The organism is Amycolatopsis sp. NPDC059021 (assembly GCF_042739895.1).
GTDB lineage: Bacteria > Actinomycetota > Actinomycetes > Mycobacteriales > Pseudonocardiaceae > Amycolatopsis.
This window is the reverse complement of the sequence record NZ_JBHYIQ010000162.1, coordinates 1-15853: the sequence shown is the minus strand read 5'-3', so window position 1 is coordinate 15853 and position 15853 is coordinate 1. Positions and strand designations below refer to the sequence as shown.

Annotated in this window: 13 protein-coding genes and 1 tRNA gene; 5 read left to right on the top strand and 9 right to left on the bottom strand. The window is 68.6% G+C overall.

Going from position 1 to position 15853, the window contains the following annotated elements; all coding sequences use genetic code 11:
- Positions 1–350: 350 nt before the first annotated feature.
- The 9 genes from ACFWX1_RS46075 to dnaA form a co-directional block, all read right to left on the bottom strand.
- A tRNA-Ile gene (locus tag ACFWX1_RS46075) sits at positions 351–424 on the bottom strand.
- A gap of 50 nt (positions 425–474) precedes the next feature.
- Positions 475–1155 (bottom strand): DUF3566 domain-containing protein, encoded by a 681-nt coding sequence (locus ACFWX1_RS46070; protein WP_378396268.1) that lies wholly within the window; start codon positions 1153–1155, stop codon positions 475–477.
- Positions 1156–1191: 36 nt separating this feature from the next.
- The gene (gyrA, locus tag ACFWX1_RS46065) at positions 1192–3723 is read right to left on the bottom strand and encodes a DNA gyrase subunit A (protein ID WP_378396267.1); all 2532 of its coding nucleotides are present in this window, start codon (positions 3721–3723) and stop codon (positions 1192–1194) included.
- 67 nt (positions 3724–3790) lie between these two features.
- Positions 3791–5758, bottom strand: coding sequence for a DNA topoisomerase (ATP-hydrolyzing) subunit B (gene gyrB, locus ACFWX1_RS46060; RefSeq protein WP_378396266.1), 1968 nt, complete (start codon positions 5756–5758; stop codon positions 3791–3793).
- Positions 5759–5953: 195 nt separating this feature from the next.
- Positions 5954–6445, bottom strand: a complete 492-nt coding sequence (locus tag ACFWX1_RS46055) for a DciA family protein (RefSeq protein ID WP_378396269.1) — start codon at positions 6443–6445, stop codon at positions 5954–5956.
- A gap of 235 nt (positions 6446–6680) precedes the next feature.
- Complete coding sequence (gene recF / locus ACFWX1_RS46050) at positions 6681–7835, bottom strand: DNA replication/repair protein RecF (protein ID WP_378396265.1); 1155 nt, start codon at positions 7833–7835, stop codon at positions 6681–6683.
- 12 nt (positions 7836–7847) lie between these two features.
- Positions 7848–8738: a phosphogluconate dehydrogenase (NAD(+)-dependent, decarboxylating) gene (gene gnd / locus ACFWX1_RS46045; RefSeq protein ID WP_378396264.1), complete on the bottom strand. Its 891-nt coding sequence runs from the start codon at positions 8736–8738 to the stop codon at positions 7848–7850.
- A gap of 32 nt (positions 8739–8770) precedes the next feature.
- A complete protein-coding gene (gene dnaN, locus ACFWX1_RS46040; protein WP_378396263.1) occupies positions 8771–9904 on the bottom strand; it encodes a DNA polymerase III subunit beta in 1134 nt (377 codons plus the stop codon).
- A gap of 925 nt (positions 9905–10829) precedes the next feature.
- Positions 10830–12461: a chromosomal replication initiator protein DnaA gene (dnaA, locus tag ACFWX1_RS46035; protein WP_378396262.1), complete on the bottom strand. Its 1632-nt coding sequence runs from the start codon at positions 12459–12461 to the stop codon at positions 10830–10832.
- A 596-nt stretch (positions 12462–13057) separates the two neighbouring features.
- Here dnaA and rpmH point away from each other — a divergent pair.
- The 5 genes from rpmH to ACFWX1_RS46010 are packed head-to-tail and all read left to right on the top strand — an operon-like array spanning position 13058 to position 15708.
- Entirely contained in the window at positions 13058–13201 is a 144-nt protein-coding gene (rpmH, locus tag ACFWX1_RS46030) for a 50S ribosomal protein L34 (protein WP_345405559.1), read from the top strand.
- Positions 13202–13221: 20 nt separating this feature from the next.
- Positions 13222–13650: a ribonuclease P protein component gene (gene rnpA / locus ACFWX1_RS46025; protein ID WP_378396261.1), complete on the top strand. Its 429-nt coding sequence runs from the start codon at positions 13222–13224 to the stop codon at positions 13648–13650.
- 5 nt (positions 13651–13655) lie between these two features.
- Positions 13656–13973 carry a membrane protein insertion efficiency factor YidD gene (yidD, locus tag ACFWX1_RS46020; protein ID WP_378396260.1) on the top strand — a complete coding sequence of 106 codons (318 nt, stop codon included), beginning with the start codon at positions 13656–13658 and terminating at the stop codon, positions 13971–13973.
- A 4-nt stretch (positions 13974–13977) separates the two neighbouring features.
- Positions 13978–15120: a membrane protein insertase YidC gene (yidC, locus tag ACFWX1_RS46015; protein ID WP_378396259.1), complete on the top strand. Its 1143-nt coding sequence runs from the start codon at positions 13978–13980 to the stop codon at positions 15118–15120.
- 30 nt (positions 15121–15150) lie between these two features.
- The gene (locus ACFWX1_RS46010; protein WP_378396258.1) at positions 15151–15708 is read left to right on the top strand and encodes a protein jag; all 558 of its coding nucleotides are present in this window, start codon (positions 15151–15153) and stop codon (positions 15706–15708) included.
- Positions 15709–15853: the final 145 nt, after the last annotated feature.

The following is a 15853-nucleotide window of genomic DNA, read 5'->3' as shown; positions in this document are numbered from 1 at the left end:
GGTGTGACAGCCACCCTCCCCCACCCCCCCCCCCCCGCGCCCCGCCCGAGCCCTGCCGGCCTTCTCTTCCCGGCAGGGCTCACCCGTACCCACCCCACGACGTCAGCTCCGCAGCCCACACCCACTACGCAAGCTACGCGCCCCACTTTCCCCACACAGACAAGGGCGCCCACGCCCGAAGCCCCCCCATAACGGGCGGCCGGCATCGGGGGGCGGGGCCCCCTATGCCCTGCCCGACCACGCTGGGTCGAGAGTTGACGCACCGTGGGGGTCTGGGGGCTCGGCCCCCAGAAACAAAAAACACCCGATCACAGTCTGCGCTTACCGCAGACATGACCGGGCGAATCGGGTGGGCCTACCAGGACTTGAACCTGGGACCTCTTCGTTATCAGCGAAGCGCTCTAACCGCCTGAGCTATAGGCCCGTCGAACGAGAAGTAGATTACCGGACGCCCTGAGGCGCCCGGCAACCGGGTCACTCTCGTTCGGACAACGTGACTTCGAGGCCGCCGGCGAGGTCGGCGGACACGTTGTAGATGAAGGCGCTGACCGTGGCCAGCGCGGAGACGAGGACGATGTTGACCGCGCCGAGGATGGCCGCGATCCCGAAGACTCGTCCAGCGCTGATCAGGGGTTCCGACGCCGCGTTGGCGCCTTCGCCGCCGACCAGGGACGAATACGTGCCGTTGAGTTTGTCCCAGACGCCCATGCCGTCGAGGACGGTGTAGAGGACGCCGACGGCGACGAGCCATACGAAGAACATGGCGACGCCGAGGACGAGGGCGAGCTTCAGCACCGACCACGGGTCGAAGCGTTTGATCTGCAGGCTGGCCCGTCGGGGGCCGCGGCCGGGGCGGCGGAGTGCGGTGGGGGCGGGACGGGTGCGGGTGGCCGAGGGCGCCGCGGGCTCGCTGTCGCCCTCGCCGCCGAACAGGCGGCGCGCGGCGGTGCCGGTGACCACGGTCTGGTCGTCGGCGTCGCTCACGCGCCGTCCGTCCTGCTCATGACCCGAGTACAGCACATCGTCCGTGACCAGGCCGCTCGACGCGGGCGCGTCCGGTTCGGCCGCGCCGCTGTCCTTGCCGACCCGCTGCCACGGCGGGCTGGCCGAAGCCCCGTTGGAACCCTGTGCGTCGGGCTTCTCGGATGGTGTCACGAAGAGTCAGTCCTTACCCGTATGGCGGCGCCGCGGTTACTCCGACGCCGTGCTGTCCGTGGATTCTTCTCCTTGCTCACTGCTGTCACCGTTGGCGACGTCCGACGGCTCGTCCGCGTTGCGTGCGACAGCGAGAAGGGTGGTGCCTTCGCCGAGATTCATCAGCCGCACCCCCTTGGTCTGCCTGCCCGCCTTCCGGACGTCCCCGGCCGGCGTGCGGATCACCCCGCCGCTGGAGGTGATGGCGTAGAGCTCGTCGTCTGCGTCGACGATGAGTGCTCCCACCAGCCTGCCACGTTTGCGGTCGTGCTGAATGGTCAGCACGCCCTTGCCGCCGCGCCCCTGCACCGGGTAGTCCTCGATCGGGGTGCGCTTGGCGTAACCGCCGTCGGTGGCGACCAGCAGGAACTTCTCCGGCTTGACGACACTGATGGCGAGCAGCTCGTCGCCGTCGTTGAAGCGCATGCCGAGGACGCCGGATGTGGCACGTCCCATCGGCCGCAGTGCTTCGTCGGTGGCGTGGAACCGGATGGACTGGCCTTCGGCGGACACGAGCAGCAGGTCGTCCTCCGCCGCGGCGAGCACGGCGCCGACGAGTTCGTCCCCTTCGCGCAGGTTGACGGCGATGAGGCCGCCCGCCCGGTTGGAGTCGAAGTCGCTGAGCTTGGTCTTCTTGACCAGTCCGCGCTGGGTGGCGAGCACGAGGTAGGGCGCGACCTCGTAGTTGGGGATCTCGATGACCTGGGCGATCTGCTCGTCCGGCTGGAAGGCGAGCAGGTTGGCGACGTGCTGGCCGCGCGCGTTGCGGTTGGCCTCGGGCAGGTCGTACGCCTTCGCGCGGTACACGCGGCCCTTGTTCGTGAAGAACAGGATCCAGTCGTGCGTGGAGCAGACGAAGAAGTGCTGGACGATGTCGTCCTGCTTCAGCGTCGCGCCCTGGACGCCCTTGCCGCCGCGCTTCTGCGAGCGGTACAGATCCGTTTTCGTCCGCTTGGCGTACCCCGTGCGGGTGATGGTGACGACGACGTCCTCGACGGCGATGAGGTCCTCGATCGAGACGTCGCCGCCGAACGGGATGATCTGGGTCTTGCGGTCGTCGCCGTACTTGTCGACGATCTCCATCAGCTCGTCGCGGATGATCTGCCGCTGCCGCTCGGGCTTGGCGAGGATGTCCTTGAGGTCGGCGATCTCGAGTTCGATCTCGGCCAGCTGATCGATGATGCGCTGCCGTTCGAGGGCGGCCAGGCGACGCAGCTGCATGTCGAGGATCGCGGTGGCCTGGATCTCGTCGATGTCGAGCAGGCTCATCAGGCCGGGCCGGGCCTCGTCGGCAGAGGGCGAACGCCGGATGAGGGCGATGACCTCGTCGAGCATGTCCAGCGCCTTGACCAGACCACGCAGGATGTGGGCGCGTTCCTCGGCCTTGCGCAACCGGTAGCGGGTGCGCCGGACGATGACGTCCATCTGGTGCTTGACGTAGTGCCGGATGATCTGGTCGAGCCGCAGGGTGCGGGGCACCTGGTCGACCAGCGCGAGCATGTTGACGCCGAAGTTCTGCTGCAGCTGGGTGTGCTTGTAGAGGTTGTTCAGCACGACCTGGGCGACCGCGTCCCGCTTGAGCGTGATCACGATGCGCATACCGCGCCGGCTGTTGGTCTCGTCGGCGATGTCGGCGATGCCGGTGAGCTTGCCGTCGCGGACGAGGTTGGCGATGTTCTCGACGAGGTTGTCCGGGTTGACCTGGTAGGGCAGCTCGGTGACGACCAGGATGGTGCGGCCCTTGGCGTCCTCGTCCACCTCGACGACGGCGCGCATCCGGATGGAGCCGCGGCCGGTGCGATAGGCGTCCTCGATCCCGGAGTTGCCGAGGATCAGCGCCTTGGTCGGGAAGTCCGGGCCCTTGATCCGCACCAGCAACGCGGCGAGCAGCTCGTCGTCGGTGGCCTCGGGGTTCTCCAGTGCCCACACGACGCCGTCGGCGACCTCGCGCAGGTTGTGCGGCGGGATGTTGGTCGCCATCCCGACCGCGATCCCGGTACCACCGTTGACCAGCAGGTTCGGGAAACGCGAGGGCAGGACGTCGGGTTCCTGCGTACGGCCGTCGTAGTTGTCGCGGAAATCGACGGTGTCTTCCTCGATGTCGGCCAGCATGTGCATGGCCAACTGCGCGAGGCGCGACTCGGTGTACCGCATGGCGGCCGCGGGGTCGTTGCCCGGCGAGCCGAAGTTGCCCTGCCCGTCGATGAGCGGGTACCGCATCGACCACGGCTGCGCGAGGCGGACCAGCGCGTCGTAGATCGCGGAGTCACCGTGCGGGTGGTAGTTGCCCATCACGTCGCCGACGACGCGGGAGCACTTGTTGTACCCGCGGTCCGGGCGGAAGCCCGAGTCGAACATCGAGTACAGGATCCGGCGCGCGACCGGCTTGAGACCGTCGCGCACGTCCGGCAGCGCACGCGACACGATCACGCTCATCGCGTAGTCGATGTAGGAGCGCTGCATCTCCTGCTGGATGTCGACCGGTTCGATCCGGTCGTGGTCCGGCGCCGGAGGCAAGGTTTCCGTCATGTCGTCCTTCTCGTGTGGACAGTCCTAATCGGACACAAGGCTGAGCGGGCGCGGACGCCCGAGCGGGTTACACGTCGAGGAAGCGCACGTCCTTGGCGTTGCGGGTGATGAAGGAGCGGCGGGCCTCGACGTCCTCGCCCATCAGCACGGAGAACAGCTCGTCCGCCTGGGCGGCGTCGTCCATCGTGACCTGGCCCAGCAGCCGGTTCGCCGGGTCCATGGTGGTCTCCCACAGCTCCTCGGCGTTCATCTCGCCGAGACCCTTGTACCGCTGGATCGCGTCGTCCTTCGGCAGCTTCTTGCCCGCCTCGACACCCGCCTGGATGACGGCGTCGCGCTCGCGGTCGGAGTACGCGTACTCCGGCTCGGACCGCGGCCACTTGATCTTGTACAGCGGCGGCCGCGACAGGAAGACGTGCCCGTGCTCGATCAGCGGTGCCATGAACCGGAACAGCAGGGTGAGCAGCAGCGTGGTGATGTGCTGGCCGTCGACGTCGGCGTCGGCCATCAGCACGATCTTGTGGTAGCGCAGCTTCGAGAGGTCGAACTCGTCGTGGATGCCGGTGCCCAGCGCGGTGATCAGCGACTGGACCTCGGTGTTCTTGAGGACGCGGTCGATGCGGGCCTTCTCGACGTTGATGATCTTGCCGCGGATCGGCAGGATCGCCTGGTACATCGAGTCCCGGCCCTCCTTGGCCGAGCCGCCCGCCGAGTCACCCTCGACGATGTAGAGCTCGCACTCCTCCGGCTTGGTGGAGCGGCAGTCCTTGAGCTTGCCCGGCAGGCCGCCGATGTCGAGCGCGCCCTTGCGGCGGACCAGGTCCCGCGCCTTGCGCGCGGCCATCCGGGCCTGCGCCGAGGAGATCGACTTGTTGATGACCGTCTTGGCCTCGTTGGGATTGCGCTCGAACCAGTCGCTCAGCCACTCGTTCGACGTCGTCTGCACGAACGACTTCGCCTCGCTGTTGCCCAGCTTGGTCTTGGTCTGGCCCTCGAACTGCGGCTCGGACAGCTTGATCGACACGATCGCGGCGAGGCCCTCGCGGACGTCGTCACCGGTGAGGTTCGCGTCCTTCTCCTTGAGGAGCTTCTTCTCGCGCGCGTACGCGTTGACGACGCGGGTGAGCGCGGCGCGGAAGCCCTCTTCGTGGGTGCCGCCCTCATGCGTGTTGATCGTGTTGGCGAAGGTGTAGACCGACGGCGTGAACCCGTTGTTCCACTGCATCGCGACCTCGACCTCGAGGCCGGTGCCCTTGGCGTCGAAGGAGATCACGCTGGGGTGGATCGGGTCCTTGCTGCCGTTGATGTGCTTGACGAAGTCCTCGAGCCCGCCCGGGTAGCAGTAGGTGACCTCCTTGAGGCGCGCCTGCTTGCCCTCGGCGTCGGCCTCGGTCTCCTCGTCGGCGACGCGCTCGTCGCGCAGCGAGATGGTGAGGCCCTTGTTGAGGAACGCCATCTCCTGCAGCCGGCGGGAGATGGTCTCGAAGTTGTACGTGGTGGTCTCGAAGATGTCCGGGTCGGCCCAGAACGTGATCGTGGTGCCGGTGGTGTCGGCCGGGCCGAGGTCCTGCAGTTCGCCGGGTACCTGGTCGGTGTACTCCTGGCGCCAGTTGCGGCCCCGGTACTTGATCTCCGCGAGCAGCTTGGTGGACAGCGCGTTGACGACGGAAACGCCGACGCCGTGCAGACCGCCCGAAACCGCGTAGGAATCGCTGTCGAACTTGCCGCCCGCGTGGAGCACGGTCAGCACGACCTCCAAGGTCGGCTTCTGCTCCTTGGGGTGCATGTCCACCGGGATACCGCGGCCGTCGTCGATGACACGGACGCCGCCATCGGCCAGCAGGGTAACCTCGACCTTGGTCGCGTACCCGGCCATCGCCTCGTCGACGGAGTTGTCCACTACCTCCTGCACCAGGTGGTGGAGGCCGCGCTCGCCGGTGGAACCGATGTACATACCGGGGCGCTTGCGGACCGCTTCGAGGCCTTCGAGCACGGTGATGGACGACGCGTTGTACTCGCTCTTGTTCTCGGTCACCGGCGTGTTGTCTCCTCGTCTCGCGCGAGCGGACACCCGCTCGACACCAGTGTACTTGGCCGCGTTCGCAGACATGCGGCAAGGACACCCCTGGTTTGCTCACAGAGCCACGAAATCGTTCCTAGCAGAGTCTTGACGTTTCAGAGCACTTATGGACGCGTCGTGGGGGAATTCCGGGAGTGTCCGCAACCGGTGTCAGCCGTACGTGTCACGCGGGCCGCGGCCGGGCACGTGCCGTGGCCCCTTCCGCCAGCTGGGTGCCGTCGGGCCCTGGATGCGCATCCGCTTGACGACGCCGTTGCCGACGCCCTTGGCGATCTTGGCCAGGAGCTGGCGTTGCAGGGTGCGCAACTGCATCGCCCACGCGGTCGAGCTGGCCTGGACGGTCAGCTCACCGTCCTTGAGCGACACCGGCTGCGCGTGTTCGGCGACGTTCTCCCCGACCAGGAGAGCCCACTGCCCGAAGACCCTGGCGGAGGAGAGCCGCTCCGCCCATCCGCTGTCGGCGACCAGCCGCGAGGCCAGCCGGCCGAGCGGCTGCGGATCACGCGCGTCGGCACCGGGCCCCGACCAGCGGCGGCGCCGCGGGTTCTGGCCACCGCCGGTCAGCCTGCCTGTGCGTAACCCGGGCGGCCCGCCGCGGGCCTTGGCCTTGGCTTTGGCGGCCTCGAGGGCCGCGTGAGCCAGGTCACGCCCGTTCGGCGCAGCGCCGTTTTCACGCTGCGTACCAGGAGTTTGATCGCCACCTGGGCGAACGCTGGTGTGGGGGATGTCAAGCCCCTCATCCGGCCGTTCGGTCACGCGGGGCGATAACTCCTTCCCGGTGTTATCCACACTGTCCACAGGTTTATCCCCAGAAAGGTGGGTAACTGCTGTGGGGCCGGTCACCCCGCGTGGCCGGATTGATCTTGGATCGGGGCGCTCAGGCACGGTTGACCTCACCATCCGCCACGGAGAACCGGCATCCGTCCAGCTCAGCGGGCACGTCCTCGTCGACGGCGGCGGTCACCAGCACCTGTTCGGCGCCTGCCGCCACCTCCGCGAGCCGCGACCGGCGCTTGCGGTCCAGCTCGGCGAACACATCATCCAGGAGGAGCACCGGCTCCCCGGCTTCGCCACGCAGGAGTTCGTAACTTCCCAAACGCAGCGCGAGGGCGAACGACCACGACTCGCCGTGACTCGCGTATCCCTTCGCCGGCGCCTCACCCAGCACGAGCTCGAGCTCGTCCCGGTGCGGCCCGACCATGCTCACTCCCCGTTCGAGCTCGGCGGACCGAGCCTCGCCCATCGCCGTGAGCAGCACATCCTTGAGTACGTCCGGCTCGGCGCGTACCTCGCCTGGTACCCCGTACCCGGTGGGAAGCGCCTCGCCCAGCGAAGACCGGTACGCGATCTTCGCCGGACGTGAATCCGGCGCGACGCCCATGTATGCCGACGCCGTGTACGGCGCCAGGTCGGCGACGAGGTTGAGCCGCGCGGCCAGTAACTGCGCGCCGGCGACGGCGAGATGGTCGTCCCACACGTCGAGCGTCGACAGCGCGTACGGGTCTTCGCGGCCGGTCCGGCGCTTCCCCGCGGTCTTGAGCAGAGCGTTGCGCTGCTTGAGCACCTTCTCGTAGTCGGCGCGGACACCGGCATACCTCGGCGCGCGCAGCACGAGGAGCTCGTCGAGGAACCGCCGCCGCTCGCTCGGATCACCCCGGACGAGCGCCAGATCCTCCGGCGAGAACAACACCGTGCGCAGGATCCCGAGCACGTCCCGTGGCTTGCCGACCGCACCGCGGTTGACCCTGGCGCGGTTCGCCCGCCCGGCGGTGATCTCCAGCTCGACGGTCAGTTCGCGGTCGTCGTTGACCACCGCGACCCGCACCAGGGCGCGTTCCTGGCCGTGCCGGATCAGCGGGGCGTCCGTCGCGACGCGGTGCGAGCCCAGCGTCGCGACGTAGCCGATCGCCTCCAGCAGGTTCGTCTTCCCCCGGCCGTTCTGGCCGACCAGCACGGTCGGCCCCGGTTCCAGCGCGAGATCGGCCTGCTCCCAGGACCGGAAGTCGGTGACCTGGAGGTGTCTCAGGTACAAAACTCCCCAGACCTAGCCGCCGACCTTCTTCACGGCGTGGCCGCCGAACTGGTTGCGCAGCGCGGCCACCGCCCGCATCGCGGGCGACTGCTGTTGCCGCGAGGCGAAACGCGCGAACAGCGCGGCGGAGAGGACCGGCGCCGGGACGGCGTGGTCGATCGCCTCCTCCAGCGTCCACCGGCCCTCGCCGGAATCCTCGACGTAGCCTTCGAGGTCGTCCAGCTCCGGGTCTTCGTCGAGTGCGCGCACGAGCAGGTCGAGTAGCCACGAGCGGACGACGGTCCCCCGCTGCCAGCCCTTGATCACCGCGGGGACGTCCTCGACGACCTTCGCGGCTTCGAGCAGTTCGAAGCCTTCGGCGAAGGCCTGCATCATGCCGTACTCGATGCCGTTGTGGATCATCTTCGCGTAGTGCCCGGCCCCGATGGCGCCCGCGTGCGAGAAGCCCTCCTCGCGCGGGCCCTCCGGACGCAGCGCGTCGAAGATCGGCATCGCGCGGGCGACGTCGGCGGCCGCGCCACCGACCATCAGGCCGTAGCCGTTGTCCTTGCCCCACACCCCACCGGAGACCCCGCAGTCGAGGTACCCGATCTTCTTCGCGGCGAGGAGGTCGGCGTTGAGCTTGTCGTCGGTGTACTTCGAGTTGCCGCCGTCGATCACGAGGTCGCCCTCGGACAGCAGCTCGCCCAGCTCGGTGATCGTCTGCCGCGTCGGGTCGCCGGCGGGCACCATCACCCATACGATCCTCGGACCGTCCAGTTTGGACACCAGATCGGCGAGCGACGTCGAGTCGGTCACCTCGGGGTTGCGGTCGTACCCGACGACCTCGTGACCGGCCGCGCGCAGCCGCTCACGCATGTTGAAGCCCATCTTGCCGAGGCCGATCAGTCCCAGCTGAACCATGGAGATCCCCTTACGTACTAACGAAAATCGGGTCAGCCGGGCAGGCGGACCGGCATCAGGAGGTAGAGGTAGCCGCCGACGACGTTGCCCTCGGGGTCGGCGGGCTTGATGAGCGCGGGCCGGTTCGGCGTGGTGAAGGTCAGCTCGGCGCGGTCGGTGTGCAGCGCGCCGAGACCGTCGACCAGGTAGCCGGGGTTGAACGCGATGGTGACCGGCTCGCCCTCGTAGTCGACCTGCAGCTCTTCTTCCGCGCTGCCCTCGTCGTCGCCGCCGGCCGACAGCCGCAGCGAACCGTCCGCGAACTCGAGCCGGACCTGCGTCCCGCGCTCGGCGACGAGCGAGACACGCTTGATCGCCTCGGCGAGAGCGGAGACCTCGATGACCGCCCGCGAGGTGTGGCTGGCGGGGAGCAGCTGCCGGTACGGCGGGAACTCCGCGTCCAGCAGCCGGGTCGTCGTGTAGCGACCGGCGCCGGAAAGGCCGAGCAGACCGTCGCCGCTGGCGAGCGCGAGCCGGACCGTGGCGCCGCTCGCGCCGAGCGTCTTGGCGGCTTCGGCGAGGGTCCGCGCGGGGACGAGCACCGCGGCGTCGGCGAGGCCCTCGGTCGGCTGCCAGGTGAACTCGCGCATCGCGAGCCGGAAGCGGTCGGTGGCCACCAGCGTCAGCTTGTCGCCGGAGATCTCCAGCCGCATACCGGTCAGCATCGGCAGCGTGTCGTCCTTGCCCGCGGCGACGACGACCTGGGTGACGGCCTGGCCGAAGGCGTCGCCGGCGAGTTCACCGGCGAACGCGGGCTGGGACGGCAGCTGCGGGTAGTCCTCGACCGGCATGGTCGGCAGGCTGAAGCGGGCACTGCCGCAGGTGATGGTGGCGCGGGCGCCGTCGACCGAGATCTCGACCGGCTGTGCGGGCAGCGCCTTGGTGATGTCGGCCAGCAGCCTGCCGGAGACGAGCAGACGACCGCCGTCGGCGATCGTGGCGGGGACCCCGACCGTCGCGGAGACCTCGTAGTCGAAGCCGGAGACAGTGAGCGCGTCACCTGCCCCGTCCGCCCCCGCGTCGAGCAGGACACCGCCCAGCACCGGCACCGGAGGCCGGGAGGGGAGGCTTCTCGCCACCCACGCGACGGCGTCGGCGAGCCCGTCACGCTCGACGCGGATCTTCATGCGCGCATCCTTTCGACAGCCGAGCCCCTGCGGCTCGAGAAGGTCGTCGGGGAACGCCTGCACCCGCGCAGGCGACCTCGCCTCTGGTCCTCACCCCTGCGCCAGGACGGCGTTCGACGCGGACCAGGTGCAGGCATCCACGTTAGGCCGTCAACGGGGCGGGCGTCACCTCGGCCTCCCCTTCGCTTTGTCGTCATGTCGACACGGTTCACCGGCTGTCCCCAGATTCGTCCGCCGCCTGTTTTTGTTTTGTTCCCTCCTTAAAAAGATCTAAGGGCAGTAGCAGTAGTAGGCGTTGTGGGTTGTGTGGACAGAGCTCGTTCGCGCAGGTCGTGGCGGGCGAGCGGGTGTGGAGATCCCTGGTGGCGGTTCGGTGGATGAATCGGGCGGCCGGTGGATGGATTCGAGCGGGCCTCGATTCATCCACAGTCACCCCCAGTTGTCCCCAGGTCTATCCCCAGCTGTGCGCCGAGTTGTGCCCAGGGGATGTGCGCGTCCGGCGTGACCCGAATCGCCCGGACGAGTGGCCTCCGCGGCATGTGCATCGCGTGTGGGCAACCTGTGGAATCGATGTGGGCAGCGCTGTGGATTCACTGTGGACTGCTTGTGAGTGCATTGTGGACGAAAATCGGGTCGTCGCAGTTGAGAGATTCGTTGGCACTGTGGGCAAAGTGCCCACACCATGGGGAAACTCCCTTGTGTATCAACGGTTTTGCGTACGTGGCGAAGTGTGCTTCAGATCGCGTCGCTGCTTCGCGTGCATACGGCCGCGTACACGCGCGTACGGCGTCGGATGTGGGTGCGTACGCGTACGCACGGCAGAAACGGCTGCGCCCCTGCGTTCCCGGCGGAAGGGCGTACGGCAAACGAAGGGGCGCCCACGTGAATCGTGGACGCCCCGGAGCCGTTGGGAGAGCGGGAAGAACTACTGCCGTGCGCGCTGCTTGATCCGCGACGTCAGTTCCTGCACCTGGTCGTAGATGCGGCGGCGCTCGGCCATCTCCTTGCGGATCTTCTTGTCCGCGTGCATGACGGTCGTGTGGTCGCGGCCGCCGAACGTCTGCCCGATCTTCGGCAGCGACATCTCGGTCAGCTCGCGGCAGAGGTACATCGCGATCTGGCGGGCCGTGGCGAGCGCCTTCGTCTTGCCGGGGCCGCACAGGTCGTCGAGCGTCACGTCGAAGAACTCCGCCGTGACGCCCATGATGGTCGGCGCGGTGATCTCCGGTGTGTGCGAATCGGGGATCAGGTCCCGCAGCACGATCTCGGCGAGGCCGACGTCGACCGGCTGCTGGTTCAGCGAAGCGAACGCGGTGACGCGGATCAGCGCGCCCTCGAGCTCCCGGATGTTCGCCTCGACGCGCGAGGCGATGAACTCCAGCACCTCGCCCGGCACCGCGAGCCGATCCTGCGCGGCCTTCTTGCGCAGGATCGCGATCCGGGTCTCCAACTCGGGCGGCTGGATGTCGGTGATCAGGCCCCACTCGAACCGCGTGCGCAGCCGGTCTTCGAGGGTTTCCAGCCGCTTGGGCGGCCGGTCGGAGGAGACGACGATCTGCTTGTTCGCGTTGTGCAGGGTGTTGAAGGTGTGGAAGAACTCCTCCTGAGTACCTTCCTTGCCCTCCAGGAACTGGATGTCGTCGACGAGCAGGATGTCGATGTCGCGGTAGCGCCGCTGGAAGGCGACCTTGCGGTCGTCGCGCAGCGAGTTGATGAAGTCGTTGGTGAACTCTTCGGTCGAGACGTAGCGGACGCGCATCCCGGGGAACAGCCGTTGCGCGTAGTGCCCGACCGCGTGCAGCAGGTGGGTCTTGCCCAGCCCGGACTCGCCCCAGATGAACAGCGGGTTGTACGCGCGGGCGGGCGCCTCGGCGACGGCGACCGCGGCCGCGTGCGCGAACCGGTTGGACGCGCCGATGACGAAGGTGTCGAACGTGTACTTCTCGTTCAGCTTCGTCTTGGACGTCTGCGGCTGCGCGGGCGCGGTGTACGGCTGGCCCGCGATTGGCTGACCGGAGAACGTGGGCCAGATCTCGTGGACGGCGGCGAGCGCCTCGCCTTCCTCGTCCACCTCTTCGTCGGGCTCCTCCGACTCCTCGGCCGCGGCGGGCTTGACCGGTTGCTGCGGCGGCATCGGGGCGGGCATCGGCGGCGGCGGGGGCTCGGGACGCGCCGTCCGGGCGGGCGGCAGCATCGAGCCGTCGGACATCGCGGGCTCGGGCGCGGGCCCGGAGCCGTTTTCCACCCGGGTGGGTGACGGTACGTAGCGGGGCGCCGGCGCGGGAGCCACCGGCTCCGCGCTGTCGACCTTCACCGCGAGGGAGACCGCGCGGCCGAGCCGCCGGGAGAGCGCCTCGGTGATCGCGCCGCGCAGTGCGCGTTCGATCGCTTCCTTCGCGAAATCACTGGGTGCGGCGAGCAGCGCGGTGCCGTCGAGCAGGCCGATCGGCCGGGTGACGCGCATCCAGGCTCGCTGCTGCGGCGAGAGGGTCCCGTCGGACAGCTCCCGGACCACCTGCTCCCAGATGACGCCTAGATTGTGCTGGTGCTCGGACACCTGTCTGGCTCCCCTCCCCTCGTCGGCGTGTACGGCGAAATCCCCCCAAGCACACCCCGGCCACTCCATCGAGCGTCATCTTGGACCGGTCTGCTCACCGGCACAGCAAGTATCCACATAGTTGTCCACAGCTGTGCACTAATGTACGGCGGCCCGCGGCCACGCCACCTGCGGGCTCTCCATAACGCCGGTGGGTACCTCCACACCCGGCGGCGCGCTCGCCGTGCACCTCGACCGGTGACCCGAGAGGGGCACGCTAACAAGCCCCGCCCGATGCCACAAGGCATCCTTGGGCGCAAGCATTTCACGGTGTACGGCGTGTTGCCATTCGATGGCGCGTGCCTGCACCGACGGTACCCGGCGGGGTGATCGCGGTGCGTGGCCAAGGGGGTGCCTGCGGGCCGCCCGGCCGGGGTGCGTACCCTCGTAAGGTCTCCCGTATGCGACGGGTGCGTTTCGCGTGCCCACGTTGTCGTCGCTCGACGTGACGAGGACACACGTTGGTAGGAGACACCACAGACTGCCGTGCGCCCGCACGACACGCCAGGCGGCGGTGAAGAAAACCGTCGTCCGACGGCCGAGACACAGGAGAAGCAGTGAGCAAGGGTAAGCGCACCTTCCAGCCGAACAACCGCCGACGCGCCCGGGTCCACGGGTTCCGGCTGCGCATGCGGACCCGTGCCGGCCGGGCCATCTTGGCGGCCCGTCGTCGCAAGGGCCGTGCCGAGCTGTCCGCCTGATCCCCGCGTCGAGGCGCGTCGTGCTGCCCGCCGCCGCCCGGTTGCGGCGGAGTGAGGATTTCCGCGTAGTTCTTCGCCGCGGGTCCAGGGCAGGCAAGCGCCGCCTCGTCGTTCACGCGTTGACCACCGACCCGCCCGAGGCCGCCACGCCGGCCAGGGCGGGTTTTGTGGTGAGCAAGGCCGTCGGGAACTCGGTGGTCCGCCACCTGGTCACCCGACGGTTGCGTCACCTCGTCGCCGCCCGGCTCGGAACCCTGCCCGCGGGCAGCGCGTTGGTTGTGAGGGCATTACCTCCGGCAGCGGACGCGTCCAGCGCGGAACTCGGTGCCGATCTCGACGCGGCACTGCGCAGGCTGGACCTGCTGCCGTCCCGCCGGTCGGCCGGGGATGGTGTCCCCCGGCAGACGCGTCCCGAGGACGCGGCCCCCGACCACGAATCAGCGGTGTGAACGGTATGCGAGCCAGCACACGAACCAGCACTGACGAACGTCCCGGTGCAGCCCGTCCCGGACCGGTCGCCTGGGTGCTGTTGCTTCCGATCAAGCTCTATCGGAAGGCGATCTCCCCTTTCTTGCCACCGGCTTGCCGGTTCTACCCGAGTTGTAGCGCGTACGCGGTCGAAGCACTGACCCGGTTCGGTGCCGGGCGCGGCTCCTATCTCGCGCTGCGCCGGTTGCTGCGCTGCGGCCCGTGGACCCCGCCCGGCCGCGACCCGGTGCCCGAGACGTTCTCGTGGCGATACCGCAGACCTGAAACACCGATCGAGGAGTAGCTCAGTGCTCGACTTCATCTACTACCCCGTGTCCTTCATCTTGTGGTGTTGGCACAAGGTCTTCGGGTTCGTCTTCGGGGAAGCCACGGCGATTTCCTGGATCCTCGGCATCATCTTCCTGACGTTCACCGTCCGCGGCATCATGTTCAAGCCGTTCGTGAACCAGGTCCGGTCGATGAAGCGCATGCAGGACTTCGCGCCGGAGATGAAGAAGATCCAGAAGAAGTACGCGAACGACCGGCAGCGCCAGGCGATGGAGATGCAGAAGCTCCAGAAGGAGCACGGCGTCAACCCGCTCGGCAGCTGCCTGCCGATGCTGCTGCAGATCCCGGTCTTCATCGGCCTGAACCACGTGCTGCGCGCGTTCACCTTCCCGCCGCCCGGTGGCGGGCCGAAGACCGAGAACTACTTCTTCAGCCAGGCCGACGTCCACTCGTATGTCAGCGCGAAGCTGTTCGGCGTCAACCTCGGTGAGGCCATCTACAACGGCGTCGGCGTCATCAACGGTGGTGCCACGTCCGTCGGCTGGCACTGGAGCGTCGCGCCCGTCGCCGTTCCGCTGATGATCGTCGCGGGTATCGCCACCCACCTGACCGCGCGGCACTCGGTCTCGCGGCAGAACCCGGAGTCGGCGACCCCGCAGACCGCGATCATGAACAAGCTGACGATGTACGTCTTCCCGCTCGGTGTCGTCGTCTTCGGTGGGATGTTCCCGCTCGGCCTCCTCTTCTACTGGTTGGCCAACAACGGCTGGACGCTGATGCAGCAGCGCCTCGTCTACACGCGGATCGACAAGGAAGAGGAGCAGCGCAAGGCGGAGGCCAAGGAGAAGCGCGCGTCGCTCGGCCCGAAGCCGGGTCAGAAGCCGACCGCTCCCCGTCCGGGGCAGAAGCCGGTCCAGCAGAAGAAGAACCAGGCGAACAACAGCGGCGGCCAGAAGAAGGTCACCAAGGCCGGCTCCCCGCACGGCTTCGCGCAGACCGGCTCCGGGAACGACAGCGGCAAGTCGTCCGAGCCGGCGCCGAAGCCGGACACGGAACCCACCTCCGAGGAAACCGGGAGCGCCAACGGCTCGAAGGACAACGGCACGGGCGTGCCGGGCCTCATCAAAGACTCGACCAGGAAGTCGGGCCGGAAGCGTCGCTGACGCCGATCCGGTTCGGAGAGGAGACGAATGATGTCGGAGACGATCGACACGATCGACGCCGATAAGGACGACGCGGCGACCGGGGAACCGGAGAACGCCGGGCAGCAGCCGGGAGGTGCTGACGACGACGTCCTCGTGCGGGAGGGCGACATCGCCGGCGACTACCTGGAGCGGTTGCTGGACCTGCTCGACTACGACGGGGACATCGACCTCGACGTGGAAGCCGGCCGGGCCATCGTCAGCATCGACGGCGGTGAGGATCTTGAGAAGCTCGTCGGACCGCGGGGCACGGTCCTCGAGGCGCTCCAGGAGCTGACGCGGCTCGCCGTTCAGCAGGAGACCGGCTCGCGGAGCCGGTTGATGCTCGACATCGCGGGGTGGCGCGCGGACCGCCGCGAGGAGCTTCGCGAGCTCGGCCGGTCGACGGCGGAGACGGTGCTGTCGAGCGGCGAGCGTGTCCGGCTGCAGCCGATGAGCCCGTTCGAGCGCAAGGTCGTGCACGACGCCGTCGCGACGGTTTCGGGTGTCACGAGCGAGAGCGAGGGGGAAGACCCGAAGCGGCGCGTGGTGATCTTCCCGGAGTCCTGACACCAGCACTGCTCTTCGAGAAGCGGGGGGGGCGGGCGGGGGGCGCGCCGGGGGGCGGGGGGGGGTGCGGGGCGGCCCGCCCCCCCGAGCGGGGCGCCGGAGCGCGCAGCGCGGCGCGGCGGGGGGGGGCGCCCGGGGGGGGGGG

What these genes read in the sequence shown, in the direction of transcription:
- ACFWX1_RS46010 (WP_378396258.1), top strand. Translation starts at nt 15,151, where the DNA reads ATGTCGGAGACGATCGACACGATCGACGCCGATAAGGACGACGCGGCG.
- dnaN (WP_378396263.1), bottom strand. Translation starts at nt 9,904, where the DNA reads ATGAAGATCCGCGTCGAGCGTGACGGGCTCGCCGACGCCGTCGCGTGG.
- gyrA (WP_378396267.1), bottom strand. Translation starts at nt 3,723, where the DNA reads ATGACGGAAACCTTGCCTCCGGCGCCGGACCACGACCGGATCGAACCG.
- yidD (WP_378396260.1), top strand. Translation starts at nt 13,656, where the DNA reads ATGCGAGCCAGCACACGAACCAGCACTGACGAACGTCCCGGTGCAGCC.
- gnd (WP_378396264.1), bottom strand. Translation starts at nt 8,738, where the DNA reads ATGGTTCAGCTGGGACTGATCGGCCTCGGCAAGATGGGCTTCAACATG.